Source organism: Jiangella muralis, from assembly GCF_001270745.1.
GTDB classification, from domain to species: domain Bacteria; phylum Actinomycetota; class Actinomycetes; order Jiangellales; family Jiangellaceae; genus Jiangella; species Jiangella muralis.
Genome location: NZ_LFXL01000057.1, coordinates 1 through 21,678 on the forward strand (window position 1 = coordinate 1; position 21,678 = coordinate 21,678).

A 21,678-nucleotide genomic window follows, 5' to 3' on the forward strand; every position below is an offset into this window, starting at 1 on the left:
ACTCCGAGCCACCAACACACCGTGACCGATCCCCGGCCACGCAGGCCAGACGAAACATCGAGGTTAGGGGGTGTCTCCCGGGTCCATGGCCTACTGCGCGACGCCCAGGCGGCGCCTCGCTGCGTTCTCGTCAGTCCTCATAGAACCCCGCTATGACTCCCTCCTCGGCCTTGCGAGGCATCCACCTGGACGCCGCTCGCTACGGCCGAGACCCGGGGGACACCCCCTAACCCACCGCCCGCTCCAGAGCGGAGGCCAGCAGCCCCTCCGCGACGCCGGGCCAGTCGCCGCCGGACGGGTCGTCCATGGCGCCGAAACCGACCGCGACGACGATGTTGCCGACGCTGGCGATGCCGACGCCGGCGAACGAGGTCTCCGAACCCGGGTTGTCCGCGGTCGGCACGCTCTCGACGGTCCAGGCGACGGCGTCGTCGGCGCCGGCCACGTCGACGGCGACCGGCTCGCCCACCGTCTGCTCGCGATCCGCGCCCACCTCGCCGCACACGTCCGGCAGCGAGGTGTGCGCGGCGACCGTCCGGAACGCCGAGTCGGCGTCGGGCATCAACCCGACCCACTCGTAGAGCGAGGCGTCGAGGTCGTGGTTGTAGCCGAGCGCGGAGACGGTGATCGCGCCGTAGTCCATCGGGTCCTGCAGGCACGGCGCCGCGGCGAAGTCGATGTCCATCTCCGGCCGCCGGACGAACCCGGTGGCGGTCCCGACCGCGGCGACGTCGGCGTCGGTGAGGAACGGGTCGTCGGCGAGCTCGTGCGGGCCGTACTCCGGCGTCGTCGGGTCATCGGCCGGCGGATCGCTGGACGCGTCGCCGGTCGGCTCCTCCGTGGGGTCGCCGGTCGGGCCGGTGCTGGGACCCGGGCCGGCCCCGACGCCGCTGCCGGTGAGGTCGGCCAGGGCCGGGTCGCTCACGCACGAGGTGCCGAACACGGCGGAGCACATCCGTTCCGCCGCGGCCACCGGCAGGGCGGTGTCGATCTCGCCGCCGGCGGTGTTCTCCTGCGGCTCGACGCGCGCCGTGACGCTGACGGCGTCCTGGTAGCGGACCAGCGCGATCGTCACCGCCTCGCTACCGGGCACGGACGGGTCGGTGTAGTAGCGGAGCAGCATGCCCTCGTCGCCGACGCCGTCGAGCTGGTACTCGTCGGTGACCACCGGCAGGTCCTCGGCGCCGCGGTCGGGCAGGCAGGACCGCAGCTCGGTCCAGAGGCCGTCCAGCGACGGGTCGGCGCCGAACCGGGCGAGGTCCTGGCGCACCGCGAGGCCGTCGGGCGCCGCAAAGCTGACCTCGGCGCGCTCGGTGATGGCGCTGATGCGGGTCAGCTCGTCGCCGGGGTCGCAGGAGAGTCCGGCCAGCCGCTCGTCCTGCCGCTCCCACCCGTCCGTCTGCGTGGCGGCGGCGACGTCGTCGGAGGTGAGCAGCGCGTCGCCCAGCCCGGCCGCGGCCGTCGTCGGCGCCTCCGTGGTCAGCGTCGACAGGCTGGCCGGTGGAGCCGGTTCGGGCGTCGTGCCGAGGCCGGCGGGGTTGAAGACGAGCACGCCGGCCGCGACCGCCGCCACCCCGGCCAGCACACCGCCGGTGACCTGGTGCCGGGTCCGCCGCGCGCCGCGTTCGCGAGCCGCCGACGGGCCCGGCAGCGAGACGCCGTCGAGGTCGGCGGACATACCCGCGAGCCGGCGGCGCAGCTCGTCGTCCGGGTCGGTCGTCACGACGCCTCACCTGCCGCCGGTAGCCCCGCGGCGTCGCCGCTGTCGGTGAGCAGCTGTGCCAGCGCCGCCCGCCCCCGCGACAGGCGCGCCTTGATCGTCCCCGACGGCGTGCCCGTCTCGGCCGCGATGTCGTCGACGCTCATCCCGACCAGGTGGTGCAGGACGACCGCCTGCCGCTGGCTCTCCGGGATCTGCTTGAGCGCCGCGACCAGCGCGACGTGGTCCGGGCCGGGTGACGGCGTGTGGTCCGGCGCACCGTGCTTGACCAGCGCCGTGACGCCGTTCTTCGCCTTGCGCCAGCGGCTGGCGGCGATGCGCCAGGCGACGGTGCGGATCCAGGCCTCCGGGCTGTTGGCCTGGCTGACCGTCTTCCACCGCTGCCAGGCTCGGGCGTACGCCTCCTGGGTGCACTCCTGCGCGTCGGCGAGGTTGCCGGTCATCGCGTACATCTGGTGGAGGACGCGGCGATGGGTGGCGTTGTAGAACTCGTCGAAGTCGGTGGTGTCGGCGGCCATCTCGTCACCCCCCGATCCGCTGTGCGGCGAGGTCGATCAGCTGCCGCATCTGATCGGGGGTGAGCTCGTCGCCGATGAGACCGTAGATGGCGACGGTGACGACGTTCCCGCTGACCGCGGCGCCGTAGAGCCAGGACGTCCCGAACTCGGTGTTCGTCAGCCGCCAGCTGGTGCCGTCGTAGCCGTCGCCACTGACCGTGCCGGTGTTCTCCACGACGTCGCCGTCCTGGGTGGGCTGCTCGGCCTCCGCCGCCAGCGCGTCGTAGTGGGCACGGGCGGCCGCGGCGTCCGGGAACGTGGCCCGGAACTGCGTGAGCTGCGAGCCGCCGATGTCCTCAGGATCGGAGTAGTCCCGCTGCTCGAGCGATTCGGCGCCGTCGGCGACCGGGTCGCGCATCAGGCCGACGAAGCCGTAGTCGACGATCTCGGCGGACTCGGCCACCTCGCCGCCCTTGGTGAGCGTGGTCAGGCCCGCCTCGACGAGGTCGTCGACGGCCAGCCAGCCGGGCAGGTCGCCGACCGGCTCCGGGTAGAGCTGCTCACGCTGCGGCTCCGACGGGCACTCGGTGTCCGCGACCGCGCACAGCCGGCTGGCCGCCTCGACCGCGTCATCCGTCGCCGGGATGCCGTTGTAGTCCTGGCCGGCGCCGCCCCTGACGACGATCTCGACGAAGCCGCCGGCGCGGGTCAGGGTCGCCTCCACGTAGGTCGTGGTGTCCTCGGTGTCCGGCGGTCCCTGCCAGGCCAGCAGGTAGGTCTCGTCGCCGACGCCGGTGACCTGCCACTCCTGGAGGAGGCTGTGGTCGCCGCCCTCGGCGCACGAGGTGATGCCGTCGCGCAGTTCCGCGAGCCGCGCCTCGGCGTCCGGTCCGGCCGGTTCGACGATGTGCTCGACCCGGTAGTAGTCCTCGACCTGGAACGCCACGGCCGCCGCGTCCGCGCTGGCCGCCGGCATGCACGGCAGCCAGCTGTCGCCGGCCGGGACCTCGACCCAGTCGGACGGGGACTCCTGGCCGCGGATCAGGTACTCGAGGTCGATCAGCGCGCCGGGCGGCACGACCAGCGAGCCGGACCCGCCGTTCTGGCCACCGCCGTCGTCCGGGCTCTCGCCGTTGGTCGGATCGGAGGTGGGCGTCGTCGGCGGCGGGGTGGTCGGCGGCGGCGACGCTGTCGTGGGGACGGTCGTCGGGGAGGAGGAGTCGGTGGGCGGCCCCGCCGGGTCCGGCGACGCGACGAAGTCGGGCGGGCTGACCGCGAACACACCCAGCGCCACCGCCGCCACGCCGGCCAGCACCCCGCCGGTGACCTGGTTGCGGGTCCGCTGCGCGGCACGGCGCCGCGCGGCGGCTGGACCGGGCAGCGATACGCCCCCTAGGTCCGATTCGAGCGACGACAAGCGCCGGGAAAGGCTGTCGTCGTTGCTGTCAGACACGGTGGCCTCCGGTGAGTGCGGCGATGTCGCCGGGGAGAAGGCGAGTGAGGGTGGCATGCGCCTTCGCGAGACGGTTCTCGACGGTCGCGATGGACGTTCCGGTCTCGGCCGCGATGTCGGCGACGGCCGCACCGGCGAGGTGCCGGACGACGATCGCGTAGCGCTGTTTCTCGGGCAGCTGGAGCAGCGCCGCGACGAGGTCCGCGGACCCGCCGCCCGGTGGCGCCGTCGTCCGCCGTCCGCCGCGTCGCCACCGTCCCGACGCCAGCCGCCACGCGGTGCCGCGGACCCAGGCTTCCGGGCTGGTGGCGGCGGTGACGGCGGGCCAGTGACGCCAGGCCCGCGCGTACGCCTCCTGGGTGCAGTCGCGGGCCCGGCCGAGGTCTCCGGTCAGCGCGTAGAGCTGATGCAGCACGCGCCGGCTCGTGGCGCCGTAGAACGCGTCGAAGTCCGCGGGCTCGCGCATGCCGAACCTCCCCTGTGCCCATCGCTCTCCGCTTACACCCAGGAGGACCCGTGAGTGCGCTCCACGGTTGCACGACTTATTCGGTGATCGGGCGCGTTTCCTCGTATTCCGATCATCGAAATAGCAGCTGATCAGGGCATGACCGGCGTGGTGCCGCCGATTCGCGTGCCTTTTCCGGTGACGATGGGGACGTGGCCGACCTGCTGACCCGACCGCTGCTCCGGCGCGATGAGCCGGCGTGGGGGTCGCGGGTCCCGTGGCTGGCGGCCATCGTGGCGACGGCGTGGGCGCTGCTGGCCGGGTTCGCGCTGTGCGTGTTGCCGGGCGTGGCGGTGTGGATCGCCGAGGGCGCGGTCGGCCCGCTGGGCGGGCCGCTGCGGTTCGCCGCCCGGGCCTGGCTGACGGCGCACCACGCCGGGCTCGACGTGGGTGACGGGTCGTTCACGCTGGCCCCACTCGGCCTCACGCTGCTGTTCGTGCTGCTGCTGCACCGGTCCGCCCGGTGGGCGGCGCACTCGGCCGGGGTGGCGACGACGCGCGGCGCCGTCGCCGTCGTCGTGCCGGCCGTGGTGACGTACGTCGCGGGCGCCGGGATCGTCGCGGCGCTGTCGAGCACCCCCGGTATCGCGGGCGACCCGTTCGAGGCGGTGCTGTGGGCGGCGCTGTGGTCCGGCGCCGCCGTGACGACCGGGGTGGCGCACGAATCCGGACTGCTGGCCGACTGGTGGTGGCGGGTGCCACCTCTGATGCGCGCGGCACTGGCCGGCGCGGGCGTGGCGGTGGCGGGGCTGGTCGGTGTGGGTGCGGCGCTGCTGGGGGTCAGCCTCGTCGCGCACACCGGCCGCATCGGGGACCTCGCCACCGCCCTGAACGCCGGCCCGCTCGGCGCGACGCTGCTGATCGTGGGCAGCGCGCTGCTGGTGCCGAACCTGGTGGTGTGGTCCGCGGCGTTCGCGCTCGGACCCGGCTTCGCGGTCGGGACGGCGACCTCGGTGGCGCCGGACGGGGTCACGCTCGGCCTGGTGCCCGCGGTCCCCGTGTTCGGCGCGCTGCCGTCGGATGTGCCCGGCTCGCTCACCTGGCTGGTGGTCGCCGGACCGGTGCTGGCGGGCCTGCTGGCCGGGCTGATGGTGCACCGGCGGCTCGGCCCGGTCCCGGGCTCGGACCTCGACCTCGACTTCGACGAGGACGGCGAGGACGGTGACGGCGGCGTGGCGCTGGTCCCGGCGCTCGGCGTGGCGGCCGGAGCCGGCGTGATCGCGGCGGTCGCGATGGCCGTGCTGGCGCTGCTGTCCGGCGGGTCGGCCGGCGCGGAGCGGCTGACGGCGCTCGGCCCGGTGCCGTGGGAGGTCGCGGCGGCGACGTTCGGCCTCGTCACGGTGCCCGCCGTGGTCGCCGTCCTGGTCCTGCGGTTCCGCCGCGCCCCCGCCGCCGAGACCACCGACGACGCCGACGACGACGCGGCGACGGACCACGAGGACCCGCCGGAGGACGCCGACCCGGAAACCGAGGCCGACGACGCCGGCGACGACACCCCGCCACCCCCTCCGTCACTCACCGAAAGTTGATCTTGGAGTGCCGGCGGGATCAACCGGACGAATCGGTCCGCATCCAGCGTTTACTCCAAGATCAACTCGGCTGGGGGTGGGGCGTGGGCCGGGCGGGCGGCGGGCCGACGGTATTGTCGCCGGGTGACCTGCCGGATCGTGGTGCTGGTCTCGGGTACCGGCAGCAACCTCGCCGCCCTGCTCGACGCGTGCGCCGACCCTTCCTACGGTGCGACGGTGGTGGCCGTCGGCGCCGACCGCGACGGTATCCGCGCGCTCGACCTCGCCGCCGAGGCCGGCGTACCGGCGTTCGTCGAGCGGGTGAAGGACCACCCGGAGCGCGCCGACTGGGACCGCACGCTGGCCGAGCGGACCGCTGAGCACGCCCCCGACCTCATCGTGTCGGCGGGCTTCCTCAAGCTGGTCGGGCCGGCCTTCCTGAGCCGGTTCGGCGACCGCTACCTCAACACCCACAACGCGCTGCTGCCGTCGTTCCCGGGCATCCACGGCCCCCGCGACGCGCTCGCGTACGGCGTCAAGGTCACCGGCGCCACCCTGTTCTTCGTCGACGAAGGTGTCGACACCGGCCCGATCGTCGCGCAGGTCGCCGTCCCGGTGCACGATGACGACACCGAGGACACCCTCACCGAGCGCATCAAGGTCGCCGAGCGCGCCCAACTGGTCGAGTACATCGGCCGGCTGGCCCGGGAGGGCTGGACCATCACCGAGAGAAAGGTCACCATCCCGTGAGCGAGGCCCGTACGCCGATCCGGCGCGCGCTGATCAGCGTCTACGACAAGACGGGGCTGGAAGAGCTGGCCCGCGGCCTGCACACGGCCGGCGTCGCGATCGTCTCGACGGGGTCGACGGCGGCCCGCATCGCCGCCGCGGGCGTGCCGGTGACCGCCGTCGAGGAGCTGACCGGTTTCCCCGAGTGCCTCGACGGCCGGGTCAAGACGCTGCACCCGAACGTGCACGCCGGCCTGCTCGCCGACGTCCGCCTGGAGAGCCACCGCACCCAGCTCGACGAGCTCGGCATCGAGCCGTTCCAGCTGCTGGTGAGCAACCTGTACCCGTTCGCGCAGACGGTCGCGTCCGGCGCCGGACCGGACGACGTGATCGAGCAGATCGACATCGGCGGCCCGTCGATGGTCCGCGGCGCGGCGAAGAACCACGCCAACGTCGCCGTCGTCGTCGACCCCGCCCGCTACGGCGAGGTGCTGGCCGCCGTCGAGGCGGGCGGGTTCACGCTGGGCGAGCGGCAGCGGCTGGCCCTGCAGGCGTTCACCCACACCGCGACGTACGACGTGCACGTCGCGTCCTGGCTGGGCAGCGTCGTCGCGCCGCCGGCCGATGGCACCGTCTTCCCGGAATGGGTCGGCGGCACGTGGGAGCGCAGCGCCGTCCTCCGGTACGGCGAGAACCCGCACCAGGCCGCGGCGCTCTACCGCAGCGGCTTCGGCGCGCCCGGGCTGGCCGGCGCGGAGCAGCTGCACGGCAAGGAGATGTCGTACAACAACTACGTCGACGCCGACGCCGCCTGGCGCTCCGCGCACGACTTCGCCGAGCCGGCCGTCGCGATCATCAAGCACGCGAACCCGTGCGGCATCGCCGTCGGCGGCGACATCGCCGACGCGCACCGTAAGGCCAACGCGACCGACCCGGTGTCGGCGTACGGCGGCGTCATCGCGGCGAACCGGCCGGTGACCGCCGAGGCGGCGGAGCTGATCGCGACCATCTTCACCGAGGTCGTCGTCGCGCCCGACTTCGAGCCCGGCGCGCTGGAACTGCTGACGCAGAAGAAGAACGTGCGGCTGCTGCGGGTCGCGGGCGCCGCCACGGGCCCGGCCGAGACCCGGGCGATCTCCGGCGGGCTGCTCATGCAGCAGGCCGACCGCGTCGACGCGCCCGGCGACGACCCCGCGACGTGGACGCTGGCCGCCGGTTCGCCGGTGGACGACGCGACGTTGGCGGACCTCGCGTTCGCCTGGCGGGCCGTGCGCTCGGTCAAGAGCAACGCGATCCTGCTGGCCAGCGGCGGTGCCGCGGTCGGCGTCGGCATGGGCCAGGTCAACCGCGTCGACTCCGCCCGGCTCGCGGTGACCCGTGCCGGCGACCGCGCCGCCGGCTCCGTCGGCGCCTCCGACGCGTTCTTCCCCTTCGCTGACGGCCTGCAGGTGCTCACCGAGGCCGGCGTACGCGCCGTCGTCCAGCCGGGCGGCTCGGTGCGCGACGAGGAGGTCGTGGCGGCCGCCCGTGCGGCCGGCGTGACCATGTACTTCACCGGCACCCGGCACTTCTTCCACTGACCGGCCCGGCGGGGCGCGACAGTCGCGCGCGAGTCTGTCGGTGCCCGCCCGTAGGGTGGGACTCCCTCCCAGCCGGGCGGGGTGCGTACTCGGCCGAAACCGCCGATGCCCGCCGAGGTGCGCGGGGTAGGGTGACGAGCATGGCAGCCAAGAAGTCCGGCGGTAACGACGATCTCAAGGCCAAGATGCGCGAGGCTTTGGAGCGGAAGAAGACCGCCGATCACGAGCACCCGGACGACCAGGTGTCCGGCACCGGCCCGTCGCACGAGGACGCGGCGAAGACCCAGCGGATGTTCCGCCGCAAGAGCGGCTGAGCACCGGTCGGCCGCCGGTTCGGTCCGTGCGAGAATCAGATACGTGAGCGCGAAGATTCTCGACGGCAAGAACACGGCGGCCACCATCCGTTCCGAGCTCACCGCCCGGGTCAAGGCCCTGGGCGAGCGGGGCATCGTCGCGGGGCTGGCCACGGTGCTGGTCGGCGACGACCCCGGCAGCCACGCGTACGTCGCCGGCAAGCACCGCGACTGCGCCGAGGTCGGCATCGAGTCCCTGCAGGTCGAGCTGCCCGCCACGGCCACCCAGGCCGAGGTCGAGGCGGCCGTCGCCCAGCTCAACGACGATCCCGCCTGCCACGGCTTCATCGTCCAACTGCCACTGCCGAAGGGCCTGGACGAGGAGCGGGTGCTGTCGGCCATCGACCCTGTCAAGGACGCCGATGGGTTGCACCCGCAGAACCTCGGCAAGCTGGTGCTCATGCAGCCGGCGCCGCTCCCCTGCACCCCGCGCGGCTGCCTCGAGCTGCTGCGCCGCTACGACGTCGCTACCGACGGCGCCGAGCTGGTGGTCGTCGGACGCGGCGTCACCGCGGGCCGCCCGATGGGCCTGCTGTTCTCGCGTCGCAGCGAGAACGCCACCGTCACGATCTGCCACACCGGCACTCGCGACCTCGCCGGCACCGTGCGGCGCGCCGACATCGTCATCGCCGCGGCCGGCGTGCCGGGGCTGCTCACCGCCGACATGGTGAAGCCCGGGGCGGCCGTCCTCGACGTCGGCATCACCCGCGTCGTCGGCCCCGACGGCAAGGGCCGCTACACCGGCGACGTCGCGCCCGAGGTGCGCGAGGTCGCCGGGTACGTCGCGCCGATGCCCGGCGGCATCGGCCCCATGACTCGTGCAATGCTGTTGGCCAACGTCGTGGAGGCGGCCGAGGCCGCCGTCCCCGCGTAGGCCGGACCCACGCCCGGCGAGCGGATCGGCGGCCTCACGCCGGTTCGTTCTTTCCTTCGAGAGGACTCATTTCATGGCCGAGAAGTCTCCGCGCGGCCTCGCCGACGTCGTGGCCGCGTCCACGTCGATCTCCGACATCGACGGGCGAGAGGGTCGGCTCTGGTACCGCGGTTACGACATCCACGACATCGCGGGGCGCATCTCCTTCGAGGAGTGCGTCCACCTGCTGCAGCGGGGCACGCTGCCCACGCAGGCCGAGCTCGACGGGTTGACGGCCGAGCTGGCGGACGGCCGCCGGTACGGCTCGGTGGCGGCCACGCTGCTGCCGTACGTCGTCGGCAGCGGCACGCCGATGGAGGCGCTGCGCACGCTGGTGTCGTCGCTGGCCATCGACGATCCCGACGCCGAGGACGCGTCCATCGACGCCGACCGCCGCAAGGCGACCCGGCTGGTCGCGCAGCTGCCGGTGCTGGTGGCGTCGTACGAGGCGCAGCGGTCCGGCCGCGAGGTGCCCGACGCCGACCCCGAGCTGGGCATCGCCGGCAACTTCCTGCTGCAGATCACCGGCGAGCGGCCGGCGCCGCGGGCCGCGGAGATCTTCGACGAGTGCCTGGTGCTGCACGCCGACCACACGATGAACGCGTCGACGTTCACCGCGCGGGTCATCGCCGCCACGCTCTCCGACATGCACTCGGCCATCACCGGCGCCATGGGCGCGCTGCGCGGCCCGCTGCACGGCGGCGCGAACGAGGCGGTCATGAAGACGCTGACGTCCATCGACGGCGACGAGGACGCCGTCGACCAGTTCGTCCGCGACGAGCTGGGCGCGGGGCGCAAGATCATGGGGTTCGGCCACCGGGTCTACAAGACCGAGGACCCGCGCGCCACGCACCTGCGCAAGATGAGCGAGGAGCTGGCCGACCTCACCGGCAACCGCCGCTACTACGAGTTCTCCCGCCGCATGGAGCAGACGGTGCTCGACGAGAAGGGCCTGTTCCCGAACGTCGACTTCTTCGCCGCCAGCGTCTACCACGCGCTGGGCATCCCGACCGACCTGTTCACGCCGGTCTTCGCGATCTCGCGGATGAGCGGCTGGACGGCGCACGTCATCGAGCAGCATGAGGACAACCGCCTCATCCGGCCCGACAGCGACTACACCGGGCCGCACGACCAGCAGTGGGTGGAGATCTCCAAGCGGTGAACACACGCTCCGGTACTCATCGCGCGGCGGCCAGCAGCCGCTGGGCCCAGGCCGCCGAGCGGCGGCTGATGCCCGCGAGCTGGCTGCGCGCGGTGTTCCGGCAATGGCCGATGCTGCTGGTGCTGACCGTCATCGCCATCGGCACGTTCATCGTGGCCGACAACCACTTCCGCCGCGGCACGTTCATCATCGCCGGCGGCGTCTGCCTCGCGGCCATTCTGCGGGCGGTGCTGCCCAGCGGCGTCGCCGGCCTGCTCAAGGTGCGCTCGCGCGCCATCGACCTGCTGACGCTGGGGTTCCTGGGGGCGGGGACCCTGATCGCGTCGCTCATCGTCCCGCCCCCGTCCTGACACCACCGTTCCGTCGCAGCTCACCGAGGAGAGAATCACCATGGCCCAGGCGCCCGTCAACGTCACCGTCACCGGCGCGGCCGGTCAGATCGGCTACGCCCTGCTGTTCCGGGTGGCGTCGGGCCAGCTGCTGGGCGCCGACACCCCGGTGCGGCTGAAGCTGCTGGAGATCCCGCCGGCGGTGAAGGCGGCCGAGGGCACCGCCATGGAGCTGGACGACTGCGCCTTCCCGCTGCTGTCCGGCATCGACATCTACGACGACCCGCGCCAGGCGTTCGACGGCGTCAACGTCGCCCTGCTGGTGGGGGCGCGGCCGCGGACGAAGGGCATGGAGCGCGGCGACCTGCTCGAGGCCAACGGCGGCATCTTCAAGCCGCAGGGCGAGGCGATCAACGCCGGCGCGGCGTCCGACGTCCGCGTGCTCGTGGTCGGGAACCCGGCCAACACCAACGCGCTGATCGCGCAGTCGCACGCGCCGGACGTCCCGGCCGACCGCTTCACCGCCATGACGCGCCTCGACCACAACCGCGCGCTCTCGCAGCTGTCGGCGAAGCTGGGCGTCGGGGTCGCCGACATTGCGAAGCTGACCATCTGGGGCAACCACTCGGCCACCCAGTACCCCGACATCTTCCACGCCGAGGTCGCCGGGAAGCCGGCGGCCGAGCTGGTCGACGAGGCGTGGCTGACCGACGACTTCATCCCGACGGTGGCCAAGCGCGGCGCCGCCATCATCGAGGCGCGCGGCGCGTCGTCGGCGGCGTCGGCGGCCAACGCGGCCATCGACCACGTCTACGACTGGGTCAACGGCACCGACGAGGGCGCGTGGACGTCGGCGGCCATCGTGTCGGACGGCTCGTACGGCGTGCCCGAGGGCCTGATCTCGTCGTTCCCGGTGGTCTCGCGCGGCGGCGCCTGGGAGATCGTCCAGGGCCTCGAGATCAGCGACTTCTCGCGGCAGCGCATCGACGCGTCGGTACAGGAGCTGACCGAGGAGCGCGACGCCGTGGCCGCGCTGGGACTGATCTGATCCCGTCTGTTATCTTGACGTCGAGACAAATATCATCTTCCGGGAGTTGCTGACATCATGGCGAAGATCAAGGTAGCCGGGCCCGTCGTCGAGCTCGATGGCGACGAGATGACACGGATCATCTGGGCGTTCATCAAGGACCGCCTGATCCACCCGTACCTCGACATCGACCTGCGCTACTACGACCTCGGCATCGAACACCGCGACGCCACCGACGACCAGGTCACCATCGACGCCGCCAACGCCATCAAGGAGCACGGCGTCGGCGTCAAGTGCGCCACCATCACGCCGGACGAGGCGCGGGTCGAGGAGTTCGGCCTGAAGAAGATGTGGGTCTCGCCCAACGGCACGATCCGCAACATCCTCGGCGGCGTGGTGTTCCGCGAGCCGATCATCATCTCCAACATCCCGCGGCTGGTGCCGGGCTGGACCAAGCCGATCATCATCGGCCGTCACGCCCACGGCGACCAGTACAAGGCCACCAACTTCAAGGTGCCCGGCGCCGGCGAGCTGACCATGACGTTCACCCCGGCCGACGGCTCCGAGCCGATCCAGCACGTGGTCGCCAACTACGGCGACGACGGTGGCGTGGCCATGGGCATGTACAACTTCAACAAGTCCATCGAGGACTTCGCCCGGGCCTCGTTCTCGTACGGCCTGCAGCGCAACTACCCGGTCTACATGTCGACGAAGAACACCATCCTCAAGGCGTACGACGGCGCCTTCAAGGACATCTTCCAGGAGATCTTCGACGCCGAGTTCAAGGCCGAGTTCGAGAAGGCCGGCCTCACCTACGAGCACCGGCTCATCGACGACATGGTCGCGGCCGCGATGAAGTGGGAGGGCGGCTACGTCTGGGCCTGCAAGAACTACGACGGCGACGTCCAGTCCGACACCGTCGCGCAGGGCTTCGGCTCGCTCGGCCTCATGACGTCGGTGCTCATGACCCCCGACGGCCGGACGGTCGAGGCCGAGGCCGCGCACGGCACCGTCACCCGGCACTACCGCCAGCACCAGGCCGGCAAGCCGACCTCCACCAACCCGATCGCCTCGATCTACGCGTGGACCGGCGGCCTCAAGCACCGCGGCAAGCTCGACAACACCCCCGAGGTCACCGGCTTCGCCAAGACCCTCGAGGACGTCATCGTCAAGACCGTCGAGTCCGGCGTCATGACGAAGGACCTCGCGCTGCTGGTCGGTCCCGACCAGGAGTGGAAGACCACCGAGGACTTCCTCGGCGCGCTCGACGAGAACCTCGCCAAGCGCCTGATCTGAGCACCTCGCTTCGCCGTGCGGCCCGGTCGATCCTTGGCCCGGCCGCACGGCGTCGTCGGTCAGGAGGACGCCCGGAGTACGGTATGGCCGTGAGCGAGAGCACGCGTCGCGAGGTCGTAGCCGAGTTCGCCGCCTGGGCGGAGGGCAGCCGTCCAGAGGTACCGGTCGAACCCGACGTCGTCGAGACGATCCTCGAGGCCAAGGCGAACTACTTCGACTCCACGGACCCGGCGTCGTGGCGGGCCGGCGAGCTGACCGAGATCCTGACCGACATCATCCCGCGCAAGGTCGTCGCTGACCGGGAGTGGAATGATGCGCTGATCCGAACGGTCCCGGTCTTCGTCGAGTTCCTGGCCGACCGGAAGCGGCCCTATGCGATCCGGCGGCTCAGGGCGGAGGCGGAAGACGCGCTGGCGCTGTTCGCCGAGGCGGTGAGCGATCCCGAGCGGTGGGGCATCGGCAAGCGGCTGCTGTCCGCCATGGGCGCGGAGGGCCTACCGGACCAAGCCGCGCTCGACGAGCTCACGGCCCGCTTCAACGCACTGCCGGTCGAGGAGCGCGACCGCATCCTCGGCACCGAGGCGCCCGCCGAGCCGCCGGTGCCGTTGCCGGCCGTGCGGCTGGCACCCAGCGACGAGCTGGCCGGCGCCGCGCGCTCGGCGCCACTGCTCGCCGACGTTCTCGCACTCGTGCGCTGGCTCGGTGACCGACGCGAGGTCACCACCACGGGCGCGCTCCGGGTCAAGGACGGCAGGCAGGCGGCGGTCGACCTCGGCCTCGTCGATCCCGGCGAGCTGGCGCGGCGGGAGGAGTTCGCCGTCCTTCGCAGCAGCGCGGAACTTGTCGATCTCGACGAGCTGTGGGCCTACGCGGCCTCGTCGGGCTTCGTCCGCCTCACCGCCAGCCGGGCCTACCCGGGCGAGGCGATGGACAACTGGCAGTCCGGCGACGACGACGCGATGCTCTCCGCCTGGGGCGAGCTGTTCGACGCCGTCCTCGCGGGTCTGGTCGAGGGCGACCAGGCGACGATGACCTACCATGCCGACGTCCATGCCGACCTCCCCGCCATGCTGTTCACCGCCTACGTCGACGGCGCCGTCTCGCGGGAGCGCATCGTCGAGAGCCATGCCGAGAAGATCGCCGGGCACCCGATCTTCACCCTGCCGGACCTCGACCCGCGCACCGAGGTGGCCGGCGCCCTCGACGACGGGCTGGGCCGGCTGGAGCGGCTCGGCGCGGTGCGCACCGACGGCGACGTCATGCGGCTGACGCCCCTGGCGGTGTGGAGGCTGAACGCCCTGTACGCCTCGTTCGGCTGGGACGCTCCCAGCGTGGGCGATCTCACCGGGGCCGACCCGATCACCAGGCTGACGAGCCTGTCGCGGCTCGCCGACGACGACGCGGCGTCCGAGATCGCGCTGTGGCTCGACGGCGCCGACCACGCGGCGCTGGCGGGTGAGTTGGCCGAGGCGATCGGCGTGGTGCAGCCGTGGCTCCGGCCGGCCGTGTTCGACCTGCTGACGCGCATCGGCGAGCCCGCCGCCCCCGCGGTGGACGAGCTCGCCGATACGCCGTGGTGGCGCTACGCGGCGGCCTGGCACGAGCAGCAGGGGGACAGCGGCCCAAGGCCACTGTCCGGCCCCGATCGCGCGTGGCTGCTGGCGGACCAGCTCGCCCCGACGCTCGATGAGCTCGGTGAGGAGGTCGAGGCGCTGCGGGAGATCCTGCCGGCGCTGTCCGCGGTCGACGCGGCCCGGCTGTACGACGACCTGATGCACAGCGGCCATCCGCGTGCCGCCGACGTGCTCGACGCGCTGTCGCGGCTGGCTACGGACAAGCAGGCGGCCAAGGCGGCGCGCAAGGCGGCGTTCAAGGCCCGCAGCCGGTGACGAGCCGGCGTCGTCAGTCGCGGGTGAGTGTCGAGCGCATCAGCGTCACGTTGTACGGGCCCCACTGGGTGAGCGCGAAGTAGAGATCCGGGCCGCTGGACCACGGGTGCAGGAACCCGCCGTACAGCGCCGGATAATCGGCGCCGTCGGCGAGCACCTGCTCGTCACCCCAGGGGCCGGTCGGCCGGGGCGCGTCGCGCAGCACGATCTGGGCCCGCGACTCGTCGAGGTAGGTCATCAGCCAGCGGCCGGTGTACTCGTTGTACTGCACCGACAGCTCGCCGATGGGGCCGTCGGTGACGGGCGCGGCGGCGGCCTCCGAGCGGGACCAGCCGGAGCCGTCCCAGTACCGGTAGGCGTCCTTGTCCAGCACCCGGCCCGACGGCACCCGGGCGAGATGGGCGTCGCCCCAGCGGCCGTTGGGCGTGCCGAACAGGTAGACGTGGCCGCCGTGACGGGCGAACGCCGTCATTTGGAAGTCGCTGTCCCACGCCGGCGTGTTCGGCCAGACGGCGTCCGGGTCCTTCGTCCACGTCGTGCCGCCGTCGTCGGACCAGGCGATGCCGGAGTGGTTGGTGAACCAGCTGCCGGCCGGGCCCCAATGGTGCACCGACATGTAGTGGATGAAGCTGCGGCCGCCGACGGCGATGCCGGCGGTCGGGATGACCGTCTCCTCGACCTCGTTCTGCTGCAGGCAGTCCAGCAGCTGGCCGGCGTCCCCGGGCCGGTCCTGCACCATCGTGTCGAACGTCATGCCGTCGCCGAGGTCGCGGTCCGACGACACCGCCAGCACGTTGCATCGCCAGTCGGCCTCGCGTGGCCCGGCGCCGTTGCCGCCCCAGCCCGCGCCGTAGGTGTCGCCGAAGGCCATCAGCACGTTGCCGTCGCCGTCGTCCCACATGATCCCGAGGTCGGTGCCGTGCACCTGGTAGCGCAGGTCGGTCGCGTTGATCGAGCCCGCGCCCGTCAGCACGGCGACCGGCTCGCCCGGTGCGACGGTGACGCCCGGCTCGGGCTCGGCGGCGGAGGAGGAGGTGAGGGCGGCGACGAGCAGCAGGCTCGCGCCGGCGGCGGTCGGTGGCAGCAGTCGCACGAGGTCTCCCACGATGTCGGCGGAGATCAGGAAATCGATTTCTAGCCTAGAAGTGCCGCCGCTGAGGGGTCAAGGGGCCGGGGACGGCCGTCAGGCCGGCCGGATCGAGCTGGCCCGCACCTGCAGTTCGGTGGGCAGGACGATGCGGGTGACCTCGGCGTCGGGCTTGGCCAGCCGCCGGGTGAGCAACTGGCCCGCCTGCCGGCCGACCTCGTACGCCGGCTGCGCCACCGTCGTCAGCGTGGGCCGGATGAGGTCGGCCCACGGGATGGAGTCGAACCCGACGACGGCGATGTCGGACGGGATGGCCTGCCGCCGCTGCACCAGGCACTCCAGCGCCCCGACCGTCATGAGGTTGTTCGCCGCGAACAGCGCGTCGGGCTCGGCGGCGTCGTCGAGCAGCGACGCCATGGCCTCGTAGCCGCCGCGCTCGCGGAAGTCGGCGAACCGCACCAGTGCGGGGTCGAGCGGCAGGCCGGCGGCCGCGAGCGCCCGCTTGTAGCCGTCGTGCCGTGACGTGGCGGTGCTCAGCCAGCGCGGCCCGCCGATGCAGGCGATGCGCCGGTAGCCCTGTTCGACGAGGTGCGTGGTGGCCAGCTCGGCGCCGTGCTCGTTGTCGACGAGGACGGTGTCGGTGCGCGGCCCCTGCAGCTCGCGGTCGATGACGACGACCGGGCAGCCGGCGTCGAGCAGCAGCTTGACGTCGTCGACGCGGTTGGAGGACGGCGAGATGATGACGCCGGCCATCTGCTCGGTGAGCGCGGCGGCGATGTAGTTGGACTCCTTCTCCGGGTTCTCGTCGCTGTTGCAGAGCACGACCGAGTACCCGGCGGCCAGCGCGATGTCCTCGACGCCGCGGACCATGGCGGTGAAGAACGGGTTCTCGACGTCGGAGATGATCACCGCCCACAGCGTGGTGCGGCTGCGGCGCAGGTTGCGGGCCACGGCGTTGCGCCGATAGCCCAGCTCGGCGACGGACGACGTGACCCGCTCCGCGAGCGCGGGGTCGACCTGGGTGTGCCCGTTGAGCACCCGGGACACCGTGGCCGCGGAGACGCCCGCATGCCGCGCGACGTCGTAGATGGTCACCACGCATTGATCCTAGTGGACGGTGGAATCGATTTCCGCGCGTTTTCCGCCGGGTGTCAGTCCACCTCCATGGCCATCAGGTCCGGCGCCGGCGGACGCCGGGCCAGCGTCGGCGCGTCGAGGTAGAACAACGCGGTCGAGGCGATGTCGTCGCTGGTGGGCCGGTACCGGTGCGGCAGCCCGTTGTGGTGGCCCGGGCCGATGCCGAGGCTCTGGACGGTGACCCGCAGGTCCGCTCCGAACCGGACCGGGTCCAGGACGTGCCAGCGGTACATGCCGAAGCGCTGCTGGCTGACGTAGAGCCCGTCCGGCCGCAGCACCTGGTGCAGGCCGAGGTACGGCGTGGTGAACGTGGTGTAGCCCTGCCCGGGGACGTCGAAGTTCCAGGCGCCGCCGAAGTAGTCCTCGGTGCCGGTGCCGCAGATGGTGGGGAACTCGTCGTCGCCGTCGAGGTAGAACTTCAGCTCGCCCTCGCCCCACCAGCCGGGGTCGTTGACGCCCCACGCCAGGTAGGTGCCGACGTAGTGCCCGGCGCCCTCGACGCCGTCGAGGACGGTGTGCACCTCGCCCCGCGGCACCGGGTGGCTGCGCCGCCACTGCGCGTGCAGGTAGGCGGCGTTGCCGGCGATGTCGCCCAGCTCGTAGTCGAGCTGGTAGTAGAGGATGACGTCCTCGGCCGAGACGTTCTCCAGCGTCACGAGGGCGGCGGTGCGGAACGGCATCGGCCAGTAGGCGTTGAAGCCGCCGTTCGGGTTCACCGCCACGGTCTGCGACGACACCTGGCTGAAGGTGTTCCAGCCCTGGCAGAAGAAGTCGCCCAGCGGCACCTCGACCGCCGGGGCCTGGGCGCCGTCCCAGTACATCCGCAGCACGGTGCTGCGCCACGCGCGGTGCGGCGCGGTGGTGCACCAGACGTGCGTGATGACGCCGGGCCCGTCGATCTCGCCCAGCACGGCGGTCTCGCCGGGCGCGATGCGGATGCTGGGGGAGATCTTCCAGCCCTGGCCGAGGGCGCCGGCCGCCTGAGCGCCGGTGCCGTCAGTGGCCATGGCGCCGCGGCCCTTCTCGCCGGTGGGGTTCTCGGCACTGATCGAGCGGCTGACGCGGGACGAGCGGCGGGCCAGGGACTGCAGGCCGGTCGGGTCGTCGAGCACGGGGGCAACTCCTTCTGTCATCAAGCGGGGGTCATTTCATTCCGGAGGTCTTGATGGACTCCACGATGCGGCGTTGGAAGATCGCGAACGCCAGCAGGGTCGGCACCGCCGCCACCGTGGCCGCGGCCAGGACGTACTGCCAGTCGACGGTGTTCTGCTCCTGGAAGCTGGCGATGCCCAGCTGCACCACCTGCAGGTCCGCGTCCGTCGTCGCGACCAGCGGCCACAGGAACGCGTTCCAGTTGGCCAGGAAGAACAGCACCGCGAGCGCGGCGAAGATGGAGCGACTCAGAGGCAGGATGATGGACCAGTAGATGCGCCAGTAGCCGCAGCCGTCCAGCACGGCCGCCTCCTCCAGCTCGGCGGGTATGGCCAGGTAGAACTGCCGGAGCAGGAAGATACCGAACGCGCTGAAGATGGCCGGCAGGATCAGCCCGGCGTAGCTGTTCAGCAGCCCCAGCCGGTGCACCACGAGGAACAGCGGCACCAGCACCACCGGCGCGGTCACCAGCAGCGTCGAGAAGATCCCCAGGAAGATCGCGTCGCGCCCCGGGAAACGCAGCCGGGCCAGGGCGTACGCGGCCATCGAGTGGAAGAACAGCGCCACCACGGTGACGGTCGCCGACACCACGAAGCTGTTGAACAGGTACCGGCCGAACGGCGCGGCGGAGAACACGTAGTCGAAGTTGTCGACGGTGGGCGCCGACGGCAGCAGGTCGGTGCTGAGCACCTCGTCGGGGCCCTTGAACGAGCTGGTCAACATCCACACCAGCGGGAACACCGTCAGGATGGTGATGACCCCGACCACGACGAACAAGGTGGCCGACCGGCGGCGCCGCCAGGACATCCGCCGGCCGGGCGACGCCGTCGGACGGGTGGCGGGACGGGACAGGGTGGCGGTCTCACTGGGCATGGCTGAATCGGCCTCCCTTGGTCAGGGCGAACAGCAGCGCCGACCACGCCAGCAGGATCAGCACGAGGAAGGACGAGATCGCGGCGGCGTAGCCGAACTCGCCGTAGACGAACGCCTGCTGGTACACGTAGTAGATGATCAGCGTGGTCGAGTTGGCCGGGCCGCCGCCGGTCAGGATCACCAGCAGGTCCAGGCCGCCGGTCATCACCGCGATCGTCGACGTCAGCAGGATGAAGAAGCTGGTCGGCTTCAGCAGCGGCCAGGTGACGTTGCGGAACGTCGTCCACGGCCCGGCGCCGTCGATGCTGGCCACCTCGTAGTACTCCCGCGGGATGTCCTGCAGTCCGGCCAGGAAGATCAGCATGTAGTAGCCCATCGAGAACCAGATCGTGATGATCATGACCGTGGGCAGCGCGAACGCGGGGTCGCCCAGCCACGACGGCGCGGTCAGTCCGACGCGATCCAGCAGCCGGGCGATGAAGCCGACGTCGTCGGTCAGCAGGAACTGCCAGATCAACGCGACGACCACGAGGCTGACGACGTTGGGCGCGAACAGCGCGGTGCGGAACAGCCCCACCAGCGGGAACCGGTGCCGCACCAGCAGGGCGAGGCCCAGGCCGGAGAGGAACAGGCCCGGCACCAGCACCACCAGGTAGAGCAGCGTGCGGCCGAGGCTGGACAGGAAGTACGGGTCGGAGAACATCCGCTGGAAGTTGGCGAACCCGACGAAGTCGTAGCCGCCGAACCCGTCGACGCGGAAGAACGCCAGCACGATCGAGAGCAGCATCGGGATCGCGACGAACACGGTCAGCCCGATGAGGTTGGGCGCCATGAACAGGTAGGCGGCCCGGCGTTCGCGGCGGGCCCGGTCGGAACGTGCGCCGCGCGGGCTGGTCGTCGGGCCGTGCCGGGCGGCGGAGGTCCGGTCCGGCGCGGCGCTCGTGGCGGAGGTGCTCATGCGAGTTCCACCCCCTCGTAGGTGGTGAGGTAGGCGTCGATGGCCTGGGCCGCGGTGGCGGCCTGGTCCTCCGGGTCGCCCCCGGCCAGCTGGCAGGACTGGATGGCGTCGGACACCGCCTTGTAGATCACCGGCGGGTAGCGCGGCTCGCCGCGTCCGGACGGGAAGATCTCGTCGCGGAACAGCCGCATGTGCTCGTTGTCGTAGCCGCCGGCCTGGCTGCCGTACTCGAGGCTGGACCGGCGCGGCGAGATGTCGCGCTTGGCGTCGATGCACCAGTCGGCCACCCGCGCGACGCCGTCGTCGTCCGTCGACCCCAGTGCCCAGGCGCAGAACCGGGCCGCCTCGTCGGGGTTGCGGCCCATGGCGTTGGCGGCGAACGCCCAGCCGCCCAGCACGGTGGCCGGCTCGCCGCCGTCGGGGACGGGCAGCGGGACGACGCCGTAGTCGAAGTCCGGCGCCTTGCGTTCGAAGTCCTGGATCGACCAGATGCCCGACTGCCAGACCGACGCGTAGCCCTCGGAGAAGGAGACGACGATGTCGTTGGAGGCTGGCGGCACCCGCGGGGTGAGGCCGAGATCGACGGTCTCCTTCCACAGCCGCAGCGCTCCGACGGCGCCGTCGGAGTCGAAGCCGCTCCGCCCGCCGCCGGCGATGACCTCGCCGCTGCCCTGCCACATCCACGGGTACCAGACGAAGTTCTGGTAGTAGTCCTGCGCGGTCGGGAACACCAGCCCGCCCTGGCCGGCCGACACCAGCCGGTCGCTGACGGCGATGAGGTCGTCCCAGGTGGCCGGGAGGTCGCCCTCGGACAGCCCGGCCGCCTCGAACGCCGGCCGGCTGTAGAAGAGCGCGAGCGGCTCGATCTCCATCGGCAGCGCGTAGACCTTGTCGCCGATCATGCGGGTGGCCAGGTTGTCGGCGAAGAAGTCGTCCACCGCCTCCGGCGTCAGGTGCGGGGTGATCTCGGCCAGCACGTTCCCGTTCAGGTAGCGGGCGATGTCGCCGGGGCTGATCAGGAAGATGTCCGGGCCCTCGCCCGCGGAGAACGCGGTGGCCAGCTTCTCGCTGCCGAGGACCGGTGCGTAGACGAGCTCGATCTGCTGCTCGTTCTCGGCGTTCCAGCGGTCGACGGTGTCGTGCATCCAGCCGGCCCGCGCCAGCAGGGCGGGGTCCTCGTTCGGCGCGGGCGCGTAGAAGTTCCAGAACTGCAGGGGGCCCGAGCCCGAGGCGGTGCTCGTGCCGCCGCACGCGCCGAGCAGGCCGGGAGCGGCGACCGCCCCGGTCAGCGCGGCGGAGAGGCCGAGGAAGCGCCGTCGGGACGGGCGCTCGGCGTGGACCGAGGTGGGGGTGGGGCCGGATCCGGGACCGGGCGGGAGCCCGGATCGGCGGCCGGGTGGGTGACCGGGTGGGTGGCCGGGGGACGCTGCCATGTCCGCTCCTCAGCAATCGATTGCTTGCTGTGACGCCGAGGTTAACCCTGCGCAATGGAGCGGTCAACACTCTGGTC

20 protein-coding genes are annotated in these 21,678 nt (G+C 72.1%); 10 read left to right on the plus strand and 10 right to left on the minus strand.

Annotated features, from left to right (window positions below; genetic code table 11):
* Positions 1 to 226 precede the first annotated feature (226 nt).
* From ACW62_RS31440 to ACW62_RS31455, 4 genes are read right to left on the minus strand one after another with little or no spacing between them, the layout of a single operon-like run.
* Positions 227 to 1,723 (minus strand): hypothetical protein, encoded by a 1,497-nt coding sequence (locus ACW62_RS31440; RefSeq protein WP_053208084.1) that lies wholly within the window; start codon positions 1,721 to 1,723, stop codon positions 227 to 229.
* Entirely contained in the window at positions 1,720 to 2,238 is a 519-nt protein-coding gene (locus tag ACW62_RS31445) for a SigE family RNA polymerase sigma factor (RefSeq protein WP_053208085.1), read from the minus strand. The genes ACW62_RS31440 and ACW62_RS31445 overlap by 4 nt, the downstream gene beginning before the upstream one ends.
* Positions 2,239 to 2,242: 4 nt before the next feature.
* A complete protein-coding gene (locus tag ACW62_RS31450) occupies positions 2,243 to 3,670 on the minus strand; it encodes a hypothetical protein (RefSeq protein ID WP_157575118.1) in 1,428 nt (475 codons plus the stop codon).
* A complete protein-coding gene (locus ACW62_RS31455) occupies positions 3,663 to 4,136 on the minus strand; it encodes a sigma factor-like helix-turn-helix DNA-binding protein (protein ID WP_053208087.1) in 474 nt (157 codons plus the stop codon). Before ACW62_RS31455 ends, ACW62_RS31450 begins: the two co-directional genes overlap by 8 nt.
* Before the next feature lie 191 nt (positions 4,137 to 4,327).
* On the opposite strand from ACW62_RS31455, the gene ACW62_RS31460 reads away from it, so the two are divergent.
* From ACW62_RS31460 to ACW62_RS31500, 10 genes are all read left to right on the plus strand, one after another.
* Positions 4,328 to 5,704: a cell division protein PerM gene (locus tag ACW62_RS31460; RefSeq protein WP_053208088.1), complete on the plus strand. Its 1,377-nt coding sequence runs from the start codon at positions 4,328 to 4,330 to the stop codon at positions 5,702 to 5,704.
* Between the two features lie 123 nt (positions 5,705 to 5,827).
* Positions 5,828 to 6,433, plus strand: coding sequence for a phosphoribosylglycinamide formyltransferase (gene purN / locus ACW62_RS31465; protein WP_053208089.1), 606 nt, complete (start codon positions 5,828 to 5,830; stop codon positions 6,431 to 6,433).
* Positions 6,430 to 7,992, plus strand: coding sequence for a bifunctional phosphoribosylaminoimidazolecarboxamide formyltransferase/IMP cyclohydrolase (gene purH / locus ACW62_RS31470; protein ID WP_053208090.1), 1,563 nt, complete (start codon positions 6,430 to 6,432; stop codon positions 7,990 to 7,992). Before purN ends, purH begins: the two co-directional genes overlap by 4 nt.
* A gap of 140 nt (positions 7,993 to 8,132) precedes the next feature.
* Positions 8,133 to 8,306: a DUF5302 domain-containing protein gene (locus ACW62_RS33565; RefSeq protein ID WP_205629729.1), complete on the plus strand. Its 174-nt coding sequence runs from the start codon at positions 8,133 to 8,135 to the stop codon at positions 8,304 to 8,306.
* 43 nt (positions 8,307 to 8,349) lie between these two features.
* Positions 8,350 to 9,219, plus strand: coding sequence for a bifunctional methylenetetrahydrofolate dehydrogenase/methenyltetrahydrofolate cyclohydrolase (locus ACW62_RS31475; protein ID WP_053208091.1), 870 nt, complete (start codon positions 8,350 to 8,352; stop codon positions 9,217 to 9,219).
* A 73-nt stretch (positions 9,220 to 9,292) separates the two neighbouring features.
* The gene (locus ACW62_RS31480) at positions 9,293 to 10,420 is read left to right on the plus strand and encodes a citrate/2-methylcitrate synthase (protein WP_053208092.1); all 1,128 of its coding nucleotides are present in this window, start codon (positions 9,293 to 9,295) and stop codon (positions 10,418 to 10,420) included.
* Positions 10,417 to 10,770 carry a DUF3017 domain-containing protein gene (locus ACW62_RS31485; protein WP_205629730.1) on the plus strand — a complete coding sequence of 118 codons (354 nt, stop codon included), beginning with the start codon at positions 10,417 to 10,419 and terminating at the stop codon, positions 10,768 to 10,770. Before ACW62_RS31480 ends, ACW62_RS31485 begins: the two co-directional genes overlap by 4 nt.
* A gap of 40 nt (positions 10,771 to 10,810) precedes the next feature.
* Complete coding sequence (locus ACW62_RS31490) at positions 10,811 to 11,797, plus strand: malate dehydrogenase (RefSeq protein WP_053208093.1); 987 nt, start codon at positions 10,811 to 10,813, stop codon at positions 11,795 to 11,797.
* 57 nt (positions 11,798 to 11,854) lie between these two features.
* On the plus strand, positions 11,855 to 13,072 hold the full coding sequence (locus tag ACW62_RS31495) for an NADP-dependent isocitrate dehydrogenase (RefSeq protein ID WP_053208094.1): 1,218 nt from the start codon (positions 11,855 to 11,857) through the stop codon (positions 13,070 to 13,072).
* 89 nt (positions 13,073 to 13,161) lie between these two features.
* Positions 13,162 to 14,961 (plus strand): hypothetical protein, encoded by a 1,800-nt coding sequence (locus tag ACW62_RS31500; RefSeq protein WP_157575119.1) that lies wholly within the window; start codon positions 13,162 to 13,164, stop codon positions 14,959 to 14,961.
* A 13-nt stretch (positions 14,962 to 14,974) separates the two neighbouring features.
* On the opposite strand, the gene ACW62_RS31505 is transcribed toward ACW62_RS31500, so the two are convergent.
* The 6 genes from ACW62_RS31505 to ACW62_RS31530 all read right to left on the minus strand — a co-directional run bounded on the left by ACW62_RS31505 (position 14,975) and on the right by ACW62_RS31530 (position 21,601).
* The gene (locus ACW62_RS31505) at positions 14,975 to 16,054 is read right to left on the minus strand and encodes a DUF4185 domain-containing protein (RefSeq protein WP_205629731.1); all 1,080 of its coding nucleotides are present in this window, start codon (positions 16,052 to 16,054) and stop codon (positions 14,975 to 14,977) included.
* A gap of 90 nt (positions 16,055 to 16,144) precedes the next feature.
* Entirely contained in the window at positions 16,145 to 17,146 is a 1,002-nt protein-coding gene (locus tag ACW62_RS31510) for a LacI family DNA-binding transcriptional regulator (RefSeq protein ID WP_053208096.1), read from the minus strand.
* Between the two features lie 53 nt (positions 17,147 to 17,199).
* On the minus strand, positions 17,200 to 18,318 hold the full coding sequence (locus tag ACW62_RS31515; protein ID WP_053208097.1) for a glycoside hydrolase family 172 protein: 1,119 nt from the start codon (positions 18,316 to 18,318) through the stop codon (positions 17,200 to 17,202).
* 10 nt (positions 18,319 to 18,328) lie between these two features.
* On the minus strand, positions 18,329 to 19,210 hold the full coding sequence (locus ACW62_RS31520) for a carbohydrate ABC transporter permease (protein ID WP_053208098.1): 882 nt from the start codon (positions 19,208 to 19,210) through the stop codon (positions 18,329 to 18,331).
* Positions 19,200 to 20,168, minus strand: a complete 969-nt coding sequence (locus tag ACW62_RS31525; protein ID WP_053208099.1) for a carbohydrate ABC transporter permease — start codon at positions 20,166 to 20,168, stop codon at positions 19,200 to 19,202. The genes ACW62_RS31520 and ACW62_RS31525 overlap by 11 nt, the downstream gene beginning before the upstream one ends.
* Positions 20,165 to 21,601 (minus strand): ABC transporter substrate-binding protein, encoded by a 1,437-nt coding sequence (locus tag ACW62_RS31530; RefSeq protein WP_083460394.1) that lies wholly within the window; start codon positions 21,599 to 21,601, stop codon positions 20,165 to 20,167. The genes ACW62_RS31525 and ACW62_RS31530 overlap by 4 nt, the downstream gene beginning before the upstream one ends.
* Between the last annotated feature and the right edge of the window lie 77 nt (positions 21,602 to 21,678).